Origin of the sequence: Streptomyces sp. NPDC079167 (genome assembly GCF_040686735.1) — a bacterium.
Taxonomy (GTDB): Bacteria; Actinomycetota; Actinomycetes; order Streptomycetales; family Streptomycetaceae; genus Streptomyces.
Map to the genome: position 1 here is coordinate 30,031 of NZ_JBFBLO010000003.1, position 11,981 is coordinate 42,011.

Here is an 11,981-nt window from a genome sequence, read left to right on the forward strand (position 1 = left end):
GGGTGCCCCCGCCGTCTCATGGAACCGATGTCGCTGAGACAGAACCCGGACACGCAAAAGATCATTTCAGGATCGACTCGGCCCTAGTGTCATCGGTGCAAGCAGGAAGCACCGCAACCGAAGCCGCTGGAGATCACGATGCGTTCGCGCCTCACCGCCCGGTCCACCCGTCTCGTCCTCGCCCTCGCAGCCGTGACGGCCATCGCCGCCACCTCCACCGCCTGCAGCAGCGGTGACGCCGAGGACACCAGCAGCGCCTCGGCTTCCGCCGGCAGCGCCGGGAGCAGCAGCCCCTCCACCAGCGGCTCCGGGTCCAGCGGTTCCAGCGACTCCTCCAGCGACTCCACCACCAAGGCGGCCGAGACCGCCGACGGGAGCAAGAGCGGCGTCGGACAGTCCTGCGGCACCAACGACCTGGACTTCACGGTCACCTCGGAGACCCAGGCCGGCGGCTACTACCTGGTCACGGCGAAGGCCAAGTCGGGTATCACCTGCTACCTGGACACCAACACCCCCAGCGTGTCCTTCGGCTCCGGCACCGAGGGCGTCGCCTCCCCTGTCGGACAGGGCGGTGAGGACCCCATCAAGCTCAGCGGCTCCGCCGTCGCGTACACGGGTATCAGCCCGAAGACCACGAACAGTGAGGGCGGGGTGGAGTTCGAGAACGTCATCATCGCCGTCACCAACGACGACCCCGACCCCGCCGAACTCAAGCTTCCCGACACCGCCACCGTCGACAAGCCCATCGTCACCAACTGGGCCACCGACCGCTCCGAGGCCGTCCCCGTCATCGTCTGACCGAACACAACCGGGCCGGACCGTGGGGGGTATACCCAGCTCTCTGCGACCCCTCACCTGGTGTGAAGCCGGCAGCGAGCCGCTATGGGCCCGTTCACCGCGCTCCGACGACGGGGCCGCGGGGGCCCGTCGGTGCGTGCTGCCGCAGACCGGTCAGTACACCTGTGGCGACGAGCAGTGCGCCGGCGACATACGCGGGTCCCGCATCGCCGAGCCCGAGTGCGACTGTGGCGACCAGTGCGCACTCATGCCGCGTACTCCTTCGGCTGTGCGGCGGTGCCCGCGTGGCTGAGAACCTTGCGGGTGACACGCTCGGCGACGGCGGCGACCAGGGTGCGCGGACGGCGGGGCAGCAGGTGTGCGGCCAGGGCGTTGCCGAGTCCCGGGGTGACGTAGCCGCGGTCGCGGTCGAGGGCGCGCAGAGCGGCCCGTACCACCGGCTCCGGCGTGGTCATCGAGCCGTTGACGGCCGCCTTGCGGGTGCCGATGGCCTCGAAGAAGGGGGTGTCGACGGGGCCGGGGCACAGAGTGAGTACGCGAATGCCGCGCCCCCGGTACTCCTGGCGCAGGGCGAGGCCGAAGTTCAGCACGAAGCCCTTGGCCGCGCTGTAGACGGCGAAGTACGGGGAGGGCTGGAAGCCCGCGGTGGACGCGACGTTCACGACTGCGCCCGTGCCGCGCTCCAGCATGCCGGGGAGCAGTGCGTGGGTGAGGCCGACGAGCGCGACGACGTTGACCATCAACTGGTCGTGGTCGCGGTCAGCGGCGATGTCCTCGAAGCGACCGCACGTGCCGAATCCGGCGTTGTTGACCAGCAGGTCGACGCTCAGGCCGCGGGCGGCGAGACGGCCGGCGATCTGCTGGGCCGCTTCGGGCTCGGCGAGGTCCTGCACCAGGACGTGGGCGCGGATGCCGTGTTCCGCGGCAAGGCGCTCGGCGAGGGCGGTGAGCCTGCTTTCGGAACGCGCCACCAGGATCAGATCGTGTCCGCGGGCGGCGAGCTGTGCTGCGAACTCCGCCCCGAGTCCGGATGAGGCACCGGTGATGAGCGCTGCACTGTGCACGGGGTTCTCCTTCGTTCGACCAGAAGCTAAGACCAGAGAGTACCTATTTTCCATACAACTGCAACAGGAGTGATGCAGTTACATTCTGTACGGCCCGGCGGTGTATCGTTTCGAAGCTCAAGCGCAGGAGTGGGAGGCGCCATGAGTGAGACAGCGGCACGGCCGTTGCGAGCGGACGCGGCGCGGAGTGTGCGCGCCATCCTGGAGGCAGCCGAACGCGTTCTCTCCGTGGATCCCGGCGCGTCGATGGAGCAGATCGCGACGGCCGCGGGGGTGGCCAGGACGACGATCCACCGGCGGTTCGCCCATCGGCAGGCATTGATCGACGCCCTGGCTGCGTCAGCCGCCCGGCAGCTCGTCCAGGCCGTGGAGGACGGCAGGCCGGACACCGCCCCTCCCCTGGTGGCGCTGCACCGGATCACGGCCAATGTGCTCGAGGTGAAGGGCGCCTGGGCCTTCGCCCTGGAACTGCCGGCCGATCCCGGCAGCGAAGCGGCCGCCCTCCACGAGGACATCGGCCGACGTTGCATCACCGTGCTGGAACGGGCCCGGGCGGAAAAGCTCATCGACGAGGCAGCCGATCTCCTCTGGCTGCGGCGGGTCTACTACGCGCTCCTCGGGGAGTCCCTGCGCGGAAGCCCGGACGATACCGGCATCGACACCGACACCCTCGCCGCCCGCATCGTCGACACCCTCCTGCACGGCGCGGGCCCCCGCCACTGAGCTCGGCGCTGCCCCCGGGCGACTACCGCCCGGGGGCAGCGGCGGGCGGGGAGAAGAACCTCACCACCAGGCACCCGTGCAGGTCGCGCGGCCGGCTCGTGAAAGCTGATCGGCCGCGCCGGGAACAGCCGGCACGGGCGGCACGGTTGCAACCGGGGGAACCGGCACCGCACGGGCGGGGGAGGCCGGGACCACCAGGCCGTCGGGCCCACCAGGGCACGGCCCCGGGGTTGCGGTACGCCCGTCGCGCGCCCGGACCAAGACGTAGTTCTGCAGGAGGACTGTTTCTCATGACTGACCGGCCCTTGACGCTCATGGCGGTACACGCCCACCCCGACGACGAGGCGACCGGAACAGGAGGGGTCCTCGCACGGTACGCGGCGGAGGGCATCCGCACGGTTCTCGTGACCTGTACCGACGGCGGCTGCGGTGACGGGCCGGGAGGCTCCAAGCCAGGCGACCCCGGGCACGATCCGGCTGCCGTCGCCTCGATGCGCAGGAAAGAACTCGAGGCGAGCTGTGAGGTGCTGAAGATCAGCGACTTGGAGATGCTGGACTACGCCGACTCGGGGATGGTGGGCTGGCCCAGCAACGAAGCCCCGGGATCCTTCTGGCAGACCCCCGTGGCGGAGGGCGCCGCCCGGCTTGCGGAACTCATGCGGCACTACCGACCCGATGTGGTCGTCACCTACGACGAGAACGGCTTCTACGGCCACCCGGACCACATCCAGGCCCACCGCATCACGATGGCTGCGCTGGAGATGACCGCGCTGACACCGAAGGTGTACTGGACCACGATGCCCCGCTCGACGATGCAGCGGTTCGGGGAGACCATGCGCGAGTTCCAGGAGGACGCACCGGAGCCGGATCCGGCCGAGGCCGCCGCGATGGCGGAGATCGGTCTTCCCGACGACGAGGTCACCACCTGGGTGGACACCACCGCGTTCAGCGGTCAGAAGTTCGATGCGCTGGCCGCGCACGCCAGTCAGGGCGAGAACATCTTCTTCCTCAAGATGGGCAAGGAGAGGTTCGGCGAGCTGATGGGCATGGAGACCTTCGTGCGCGTCAAGGACACCACCGTGGCGGCCGTACCCGAGAACGATCTCTTCGCCGGACTGCGCTGAGCCGCCCGCCCGTTGCTGACCAGCTCATCGGCCTCGTCGGGCGCCCGTCCCGCTGCGGGGAGCGAGCGGCCCCCGGGCGAGCTTTCGTAGCGGTCCGCCGGACGTCCCGGCGGACCGTTACGGCCCTGCGGGCGCCTGCTGGCGTGTGCAACCGGCTGGGGCCCGCCCCCGCGGATCGGCCGCCCGGCGGGCCTGCAACTCCGTCTCCGCGCAGGCCAGGACAAGGTCGGCCAAGAGGAGTCGCCCCTACGGGAGGTCCTTGCGCATCAGCGTGCACATGGTCTCGTACCGGCGCGTAGATCCGTCCGGCGTCTCCACGTCCCAGGCGTCCGGCCGGCTGCCGTAGGCCACGTAACCCAGACGCTCGTACAGCGTCCGGGCGCGCGGGTTGTTCTCCTCCACTGCCAGCTCCGCACGCCGCAGGCCGCGTGACCTGATGCGGTCCTCAGCGGCATGGATGAGCAAGGTACCCAGGCCGCACGACTGGAGGGCCGGGAGCACCCCGAGTTGCCACAGTGTGCCGGCGCCGGCCTTGGCCTGGTAGTCGACGCCGCCGATCGCCACCGGAAGACCGGCCGGGGTGCAGACCGCGAGGTAGTCCACCTCCCCGGCCGCCGCGCGCTCCAACTCCTGCGCCACGTGCGCCAGATGAGTGGGCGACCCGGACCAGGCACAGGCAGGCAGGTCGGCGGGCGCCAGATCACGGACGAGGACCGGGACGACCACCTGGGCCGCACCTGTCGGCAAGGGACTCATGCGACCATCCCAGCAGTACGACGCCGTTTCGCCCAGTGGATTTCGGCGCCGGGCACGCGCTCCGAGCGGCATGTGCCGCGGTACGCGGCTGCACGTGCCGCTGCGTACCGGCCGGAGGAGCGGGTCGGCCTTACGTCATAGTTCTGGTCAAGGGCCCGCCTGGCCCGGCCACCCATGGGCGGTCAGCCCATTCCCCTTGCGAGGTGCCTGTGATCGACCGTCAGCAACCGGCCGCAGAGTTCCAGATCCGGCCCGCGGCCACGGATGACAGCGCTGAGGTCGACCGGCTCTACGACATCTGCGTACGCACGGCGGCCGGAGGTGATGACGCCACGGAGATGTTCGATGACCCCCGTCTGCCGGGGGAGATCTTCGTCGGCCCCTACCTGCGGTACGCACCCGATCTCGCGTGGGTCCTCGCACGCCCGGGCCGGCCTGCCTCCGGGTACGTCCTCGGCGTCGCCGACACCGTCTCGTTCGAGCGGACCCTGGACCGGGAGTGGTGGCCCGCCCTCCGGGACCGGTACGACGGCGAAACGATCCGTCAGGGTACGGCGGATGCCCGGTCCTGGGAATGGATCACCCATCCCCGGACCGCCCCTGCCGAACTGGCCTCCGCCTACCCGGCCCACCTGCACATCGATCTTCTGCCCGAGGCCCAGGGCGGCGGCAACGGATCCCGTCTGATCCGGACCCTGCTCGCTACGTTGCGCGCGCAAGGCGTCCGCGGCGTCCACCTGGGAGTGGGGAAGGCGAATACCCGCGCGATCGGGTTCTACCGCCACCTGGGCTTCGAGCAACTCGCCGAGGAGCCAGGCTCGCTCATGCTGGGAATGCGCCTGTGTGACTGACTTCTCCCTACACCCGGGGCTGCCCCGATCGAGCTCCTGACCGACTGTTCACGGCACTTGAGCGGTCTCGCTGTCACCGGGGGCGGGCCACGTCGCCACGAGGGCACGCCTGTCCGGGAAGCGGGGGCCGGGGACCATCTCCTGGGTCGTCTCACCGTTGAGCCAGCACACTTGCTCGGGGCCGCCGTCGCCGGTGTCGAACAGACAGCAGACTCCGCCGCTGGCGGCCGTGAGGCCGGTGAACGCACTCCTGACGTTGGCCGACCGTGCGAACAAGCGGCTCATTCCCGATGTCGCCGCCCAGAACTCCACCGACGCGTAACCAGGGTGCAGCCAGGACTCGAACCGGACCGTCGCATAGACGTATCCGACCTGGAGACGCCCGTCCGCCTCGGGTTCGGGGCCGCCCGTCTCCGCGTACTCGCGCAGTGCGTCGTCGACGTCGAACATGAGGGAGGTGTCGAGCTCGAACGTGCCGCCACCGGAGCAGTCGACCGGCTCGCTCTCGAAGTGGGACGTGAACGGGAGGGCGAGCCGGTCACCGCCGGGCAGGGTGAGGTCGAGCGGCGGCACACGGGAGGCCGGTGGCGCCAGCCCGGCCAGATGGGTCAACGCACTGGCGACGTTCCGGGGACGCAGGTAGATGTCGTAAGCGTAGGTCAGCCCCATGTCTCCCCCTCACTCACCGCACGGGGAAACCGAAGGAATATCCCTGCTGCTTCAGCCAGGGCAGCACCTCGCGCAGAGCCGCCACGGTCTGGGAACGGTCCCCTCCCGCGTCGTGGAAGAGGACGGTCGGGCCGTTGGAGATCTCCCTCTTCACGGTGGCGACCATCGTCTCCGCGCCGGGAAGCTCGAAGTCCTTGGAATCGACGTTCCAGCCCAACGGCCGCATGCCCCGGGACGCGGCGAGCTGCCGGCTGTACGGGGTGAAAGCGCCGCCCGGAGCCCGGTAGTACTGCGGTCGTACGCCACCGGAGGCCTCGGTGATCATGCGTTCGGCATCGAGGATCTGCTGCGATTGGAACGCCTCGGACTGTGTGTCCATGGTGGTGTCGTGCGCGACCGTGTGGTCGCACAGCCGGTGCCCGGCCGCCACGACCTTCTTGACCAGGTCCGGGTACGCCTTGGCCTGCGTGCCCACCATGCAGAAGGTGGCCTTCACACCGTTGTCCTCCAGCAGTTGCAGCACCTGCGGCGTCCAGACCGGGTCCGGTCCGTCGTCGATGGTGATGTTGACGCCGCGGGCCCCGCGGTCGGAGGCGTGCGCGATGTCGGCCGCCACCTTGGTGACCGGCGCCGGGGCATGGGCCTGCGGCTTCCGCGCTCCGGCAGGGTCGGCCTGCGCGGTCCACACCGAGGCGGCGGCTGCCACCACCGTCACCCCGAGTCCTGCGGCGAGGAGCCTGCTGTGCCATCCCTTTCCCTTGTGCCTTGCCATGTCCGCCCGCCCCTTTGCTGCTTCCGCCCGATGCCGTGCCCCCATCAAGTCACACGAACGCCCTGCTCAGACACCCCTGTTACCGATCGCTGACGAACCCGCAGGGGGCCGGCGACAAACGCGGGGGTCCCGCGACAGACGAAGAGCCCGTCAGCGAGCTGACGGGCTCCCACGAGAGGCCGGAGTCCGACCTGCCGTCAGGTCAGATCGTCGGCGTCTCGTCGACGATCTCCTTGTGCGGTTCGACGATGAACCTCCAGCCGTCGCTGGGCTCCAGGAACCTCACCCGGGTCGGGTAGATGTCCAGGGCGCGGCGGTCGCGGTTCTGGGTGTTCGCGCTCTTCCGCCCCCGGGCCGGCTCCTCGTACAGGTCGACCTTGACGTCCGGCACCGCGACGGTTTCCTCGCTCCAGCGCTGCACGATGCCCGCGCCGAAAGCGTCCCGCGCGGCGGAGTAGAGCGCTTCCAGGGAATCCTTGTTCCCGGCAGGTACGAAAAGGGCGAGATTCAGGAGCACGCCGGCGCTCTGGAGAACCTCGATCTCCTCCCCCGCCTTGTCGGCAACCCAGATACCGCTCTCCTCGGCATTGTCCGGGAGAACATGAGCCTCCTCGCCGAAGACGGTCCTCACCACGAAGGACCCTCCTTCAAAATTCTTTCCCGGCTCCGTGAGGAAAGCCGGTGCGTAGCAGTCGAGAGGAAGGCCGTCCGTCCCCGCCGAGACGAAGATGCCGTCCTGGAGGCCCAGTTCGGAAACCTCTGCGGCCGTAAGACGTCGAGCCGTGACCTTCTCGGTGTTCACGCCATTCCCCTTTTTTCGCGGCGTCCTGTAAATTCATCAAAACTATACCATGAAATCGGCGGGCAATTTCCTCCGATCGACCCGACAGGCACGGGAGTGCAGCGGAGAAATATTCTCGCATCGCAGGCAAAACGCAGCCACTTGAGATAAATGTGACGCGATGACGATTCGAAGCCCACCAGAGGTTTCGTGGAATTGGCTCAGCTGCCGAGTGAATTCGAGCGGGCACGGCGAATATTCCTGCAGCAGGCGGCGCGCGGACCTTGGCGCCACGACGACCAGGGAACCACCCTCGGCCAGAACCTCCCCCTGCACCCCCGGGGCAGCCGGTCAACTTACGGCCCGAAGTTTACGCCCGTAGCCCCTTGCCGTATCCGACTCACGACCGTAGCCTTACGTTCGTTAGCTCACGAGGTGGCGGGCTTCGGCGCACGCGGCGTTCCCGCCGGCGAAGTGTCCGAACGGCCGAGAGCAAGAGACCGAGAGGCAGAAGGAGTACGTCATGGCACGCTCATCCGGCTCCATCGCCCGTGAGGGGCGGCACAGCCCTCTGGCGGTGGCCGTCTCCGCGTGGGCCGCACCCCTGTTGGTGCTCACCGGCTTCGCGTTCGTCGCACTCGTCCCGGTCCTGATCGCGCTGATCGGCGCCCTCGCCCGGGCCCGTGGCGGGGTGGTCAAGGCGGCAGCCACAGCCCTCGCCGTCACCTACGCGGTCCCGTTCGTCATCTGGCAGACGCGGCCCGACGGCGCACCGAGCCTGTCGAAGGACATACATCCCGGCTTCATCGGGCTGATCGTCGCCGCGTCCGCCGCACTGCTCCTCACCATCCACGGAGTCCACCGGCGCTGAGAAGCCCCTGACTCGTACGCCCCGTTCCTGTCTCGTACGTCACCTCCGAACTCCCGCACACCACACGGCCACAACTCCGGAGCTCATGAGCTCCTGACGGAAGGAACCCGTCCCGTGCCCGCCGCCCGGTCCAGGCCCAACCTCGCCACGCCCCTCGCAGGACTCGTACTCTCACTCGCCGGGGTCACGGGCCTCCTCGTGGCCACCGCCTCGTCCGCCCAGGCCGCTTCGGGGCCCGCGCACACCGCCCATGACGCTCCCGCACTCGAATGCCGCGGGCAGGGGGTCGATCCTGACGCCCGCGTCCGCTACCGGTCCGAGATCAAGATCGACGCACCGCTGAGCACCGTCTTCAGGACACAGACCGACGTGGGGCGGTGGCCGTCCTGGCAGGATGCCGTCCTCGCCAACGAGCGGCTCGACTCCGGCCCCCTGCGACCGGGTTCCTCCTTCAGGTGGGCCACGCCGGTGCCCGCCACCCCCTCAACACCGGCCACCACACTGGAGATCACTTCCAACGTCCAGCAGCTCCAGCGCAACCACTGCATCCGCTGGACCGGGCCCGCGGACGGCGAAGGCATACACATCGACGAGGTAACCCACGTGTGCACCTTCACCGAGGTCAGGGGCGGCGTCCTCGTCCGTACGGAGGAGACCTGGACCGGTGAACAGGCCGAGGCCGACGTTCCCACCTCGACCGAGGCACTCGGCGCGGGCCTCGAAATCTGGCTGAAGGACCTCAAGGCCGCCGCCGAAGCCCGAGCCGACTGCTGACCGTGGGCTCAACTCATGCTCGCGCCGTACCGCTGTGGTCGGCGGACGGAGGCGCTGCTTGGCCTATGTCCAGGTCCGCGACCTCCTCCGACCACGTCCGAGCCGAGAGGCGAGAGAGCGTCGCCGGAGGGCGGCGACGCCGCCGCTCCGGCCGAGGGTGACGTCGCCGCCCCGGGCAAGGAGTTCAAGGTCGGCGACCGGGTGTCCTGCCGTTCGAGTACTCAAGTGAGAAGAAGGGGCACACCGAGGGCAGACATGTCGGCCTTCGACGAGAGGGTGAAGGGAATGACGCCCTACTTCGTCAATGTGAAGGTGGAGAACATGGGCAGAACCAGCCTGTCGTACGCCTCGCTGAAGCTGGACGGTGTGCTGGAAGGCGGAGCCGGCACGGGTGTCATCGCCGCGTCGGCCGCTGTGGCCGCCGTCCCCGGTCCGGGTGTTCGCCACCCGGACCGGGGGGTGGTCGCGCAGAGTGGTCTGTATGACGACTCCCGCGGAGCTGCTCCGCTCCTTCGCCCGGACCCGCGCCTCGCTCGACGGTGAGGAGGTCACGTACTGGTGGTCCGGGGACGTGTACTCCTGGGCTCCTGACGAGCCCTACCAGCGCGTCTTCGGCTTCGAAGGTCTCAATGTCTCCCGCCTGGTCGACGACGCCGAGGGCGGCCCGGACGCTTACCGTCTGCTCACGCGTGAGGCCGCCTTCTACCTGGATCCCGCCACTCGCGAGATCCTGGAGACCTGGCAGGACCTGCCGGTGGTGCACGTCTGGAACGATCCCGCGAACCAGAAGTGGCGCCCCTTCCCGGTCCCGACGACCGAACTCGGCGGACAGGTCTGCTTCAGCCTCGAGATCCCGCTCGCCTACCCCTCCCCGCTGCCGGTCGCCCAGTATCCCGTCCACTCGGCGGGCGACACGTACAAGGCCCTGGAGCTCTTCCAGTTCTTCGCCGACCGCGCCGACCTGGCCGGCCCGGGGCCGAGTGTCCCGGCCACCATGTCGTGGAGCCGGATGTCCCCGTGGCTGCCGTGGATGGCCCGTGGACAGCGGCCCGGCGGCCTCACCTTCCACTGCCGGGGCCGCAAGCTCGGCTCGTACGCCGAGGTTCCCGAGCGGACCCGCGCCTACGTCGCCGGCCATCACCCGGAGTTCGCCCACGCCCCGGAGGGGTGGAGCGAGCCGAACGAGACCAGCTGGACGTACTTCCGCAAGCTCAACCCCCCGGCGTAGCCGGCATGGTGAACGCGGCGAGACGCCGTAGCCGTCGTCGTGCGCCCGCCGGGGGTTACGACGGCAGCCCCCGAGGAGGTTCCCTTTCGGAACCGCCCTCCGCGGCCTCGGCGTAGAGCGCGGCGAGTTCGGCGAACGCGCGGGTGAGCTGCGGGGGGCCGATGACCTGGATGCCGGTCCCGAAGTGGCCGATGGTGGTGGCGAGGCCGGTCCACGACCAGGAGCCGAGGGTGAGGCGGCAGCGGTCGGGGCCGAGTTCCTCCACGATCCCGTCCCTCGCGAAGGGCGCCACGGCCTGCGCGGGGAGGCCCAGAACGACTTCCCCGCGGCAGGGCCAGTCGGTGGTGGAGCCGTCGGTCCCCCGGAACCTGCCGGTGACGAACGCGGCTACGTCGCGCCCGGGGAGGTCGCGCGGGGTGAAGCGCGGGCCGGTGGGGGTGCGGGGGCGGACGCGGTCGACGCGGAAGGTGCGCCAGTCGTCACGGCCGAGATCCCACGCGACCAGATACCAGTGGCCGCGCCAGGTGACGAGGTGGTGGGGCTGGGTCCGGCGGGCCCGGCCGGGGGCGTCGTTCCCGTAGTCGAAGCGCAGCTCCTCGCGGGCGTGGATGGCGCGTCCCAGCTCCACGAGGAGCTCCGGGCCGGCCGGGGAGGGCTCCTCGGCGTCCGGCGGCTGGACCGCGGTGACCCGCAGCATGTCGATGCGCCGGCGCAGGCGGGCCGGCATGACCTGGCGGATCGTGGCCAGGGCACGTGCGGCGTCCTCGCCGATCGTGCCGTCGGTGGCCGCGGACTGCAGGGCGAGGGCCAGGGCGACGGCCTGGTCGTCGTCGAACAGCAGTGGGGGCAGCTGCGAGCCGGCGTCCAGGCGGTAGCCGCCGGTGGGTCCCTTGAAGGCGCGGACCGGGTAGCCCAGTTCCCGCAGGCGGTCGATGTCGCGGCGCACCGTGCGCGGGGTGATGCCGAGCCGGCCGGCGAGATCGTCACCGGACCAGTCCCGGTGCGTCTGGAGCAGCGAGAGCAGTGCGAGCAGCCGGGAGGACGTCTTCTGCATGGTCCCCATCCTCCCTCGAGTACAGGACCCAACCTGTCCGCTACCCGTGGAATGGTCGGTGACAAGATCAGCCGCAACGGCAAGGAGAAGGCCATGTCCGTCACGACCACCACTCATCTCAACTTCCGGGGCGACGCGAAGGCGGCGCTGGACCACTACCGGTCCGTCTTCGGCGGGCGCGTCACCGCCGTCACGTACAAGGACATGGGCGACGTGCGCCACGAGGACGAGGCGGACCAGGTCGTCTGGGGCGAGGTGACGGGCGACAACGGCTTCCATGTCATGGCCTACGACGTACCCTCCCACCTGCCCTGGGACCAGGGCAGCAACCCCTTCTTCGTCTCCGTCCGCGGTGACGACACGGACGAGATCAGCGCCCTCTGGCAGAAGCTGGCCGAGGGCTCGACGGTGGTGCAGCCCCTGGAACCCTCGCAGTGGGCACCGCTGTACGGGATGCTCACCGACCGCTTCGGTGTGACCTGGGTCCTGGACGTCGCCGCCCCGTACAACGGCTGA

At 69.7% G+C, this 11,981-nt stretch carries 15 protein-coding genes; 9 read left to right on the plus strand and 6 right to left on the minus strand.

All coding sequences use genetic code 11. The features are described 5' to 3' along the window. Positions 1-138 precede the first annotated feature (138 nt). Entirely contained in the window at positions 139-798 is a 660-nt protein-coding gene (locus AB0P41_RS07845; RefSeq protein WP_365930799.1) for a DUF4232 domain-containing protein, read from the plus strand. Positions 799-1,043: 245 nt separating this feature from the next. Here the strand turns inward: AB0P41_RS07845 and AB0P41_RS07850 are convergent, their stop codons facing one another. Next, on the minus strand, positions 1,044-1,862 hold the full coding sequence (locus tag AB0P41_RS07850; protein ID WP_365930801.1) for an SDR family oxidoreductase: 819 nt from the start codon (positions 1,860-1,862) through the stop codon (positions 1,044-1,046). A gap of 141 nt (positions 1,863-2,003) precedes the next feature. Here AB0P41_RS07850 and AB0P41_RS07855 point away from each other — a divergent pair, with 141 nt between their 5' ends. Next, a complete protein-coding gene (locus AB0P41_RS07855) occupies positions 2,004-2,585 on the plus strand; it encodes a helix-turn-helix domain-containing protein (protein ID WP_356709392.1) in 582 nt (193 codons plus the stop codon). A gap of 290 nt (positions 2,586-2,875) precedes the next feature. Continuing rightward, positions 2,876-3,709 carry a PIG-L family deacetylase gene (locus tag AB0P41_RS07860; RefSeq protein WP_365930803.1) on the plus strand — a complete coding sequence of 278 codons (834 nt, stop codon included), beginning with the start codon at positions 2,876-2,878 and terminating at the stop codon, positions 3,707-3,709. 246 nt (positions 3,710-3,955) lie between these two features. Here the strand turns inward: AB0P41_RS07860 and AB0P41_RS07865 are convergent, their stop codons facing one another. Beyond that, a complete protein-coding gene (locus tag AB0P41_RS07865; protein ID WP_365930805.1) occupies positions 3,956-4,465 on the minus strand; it encodes a GNAT family N-acetyltransferase in 510 nt (169 codons plus the stop codon). A gap of 203 nt (positions 4,466-4,668) precedes the next feature. On the opposite strand from AB0P41_RS07865, the gene AB0P41_RS07870 reads away from it, so the two are divergent. Further along, positions 4,669-5,316, plus strand: coding sequence for a GNAT family N-acetyltransferase (locus tag AB0P41_RS07870; RefSeq protein WP_365930806.1), 648 nt, complete (start codon positions 4,669-4,671; stop codon positions 5,314-5,316). A gap of 48 nt (positions 5,317-5,364) precedes the next feature. On the opposite strand, the gene AB0P41_RS07875 is transcribed toward AB0P41_RS07870, so the two are convergent. The 3 genes from AB0P41_RS07875 to AB0P41_RS07885 form a co-directional block, all read right to left on the minus strand. Further along, positions 5,365-5,985, minus strand: a complete 621-nt coding sequence (locus AB0P41_RS07875; protein WP_356709384.1) for a hypothetical protein — start codon at positions 5,983-5,985, stop codon at positions 5,365-5,367. 13 nt (positions 5,986-5,998) lie between these two features. Then, on the minus strand, positions 5,999-6,757 hold the full coding sequence (locus AB0P41_RS07880) for a polysaccharide deacetylase family protein (RefSeq protein WP_356709382.1): 759 nt from the start codon (positions 6,755-6,757) through the stop codon (positions 5,999-6,001). A gap of 202 nt (positions 6,758-6,959) precedes the next feature. Then, positions 6,960-7,559 (minus strand): hypothetical protein, encoded by a 600-nt coding sequence (locus AB0P41_RS07885; protein ID WP_365930807.1) that lies wholly within the window; start codon positions 7,557-7,559, stop codon positions 6,960-6,962. A gap of 502 nt (positions 7,560-8,061) precedes the next feature. Here AB0P41_RS07885 and AB0P41_RS07890 point away from each other — a divergent pair. The 4 genes from AB0P41_RS07890 (at position 8,062) to AB0P41_RS07905 (ending at position 10,411) form a co-directional block, all read left to right on the plus strand. After that, positions 8,062-8,409: a hypothetical protein gene (locus AB0P41_RS07890; protein ID WP_365930809.1), complete on the plus strand. Its 348-nt coding sequence runs from the start codon at positions 8,062-8,064 to the stop codon at positions 8,407-8,409. Between the two features lie 114 nt (positions 8,410-8,523). Then, positions 8,524-9,183, plus strand: coding sequence for an SRPBCC family protein (locus AB0P41_RS07895; RefSeq protein WP_365930811.1), 660 nt, complete (start codon positions 8,524-8,526; stop codon positions 9,181-9,183). Between the two features lie 285 nt (positions 9,184-9,468). After that, positions 9,469-9,726, plus strand: coding sequence for a hypothetical protein (locus AB0P41_RS07900; RefSeq protein WP_365930813.1), 258 nt, complete (start codon positions 9,469-9,471; stop codon positions 9,724-9,726). Continuing rightward, a complete protein-coding gene (locus AB0P41_RS07905; RefSeq protein WP_365930815.1) occupies positions 9,665-10,411 on the plus strand; it encodes a DUF1838 family protein in 747 nt (248 codons plus the stop codon). Before AB0P41_RS07900 ends, AB0P41_RS07905 begins: the two co-directional genes overlap by 62 nt. Positions 10,412-10,466: 55 nt before the next feature. Here AB0P41_RS07905 and AB0P41_RS07910 read toward each other — a convergent pair whose 3' ends face one another. Beyond that, positions 10,467-11,465 (minus strand): WYL domain-containing protein, encoded by a 999-nt coding sequence (locus AB0P41_RS07910; RefSeq protein ID WP_365930817.1) that lies wholly within the window; start codon positions 11,463-11,465, stop codon positions 10,467-10,469. Between the two features lie 93 nt (positions 11,466-11,558). Here AB0P41_RS07910 and AB0P41_RS07915 point away from each other — a divergent pair, with 93 nt between their 5' ends. Continuing rightward, positions 11,559-11,981 (plus strand): VOC family protein, encoded by a 423-nt coding sequence (locus tag AB0P41_RS07915; protein WP_356709368.1) that lies wholly within the window; start codon positions 11,559-11,561, stop codon positions 11,979-11,981.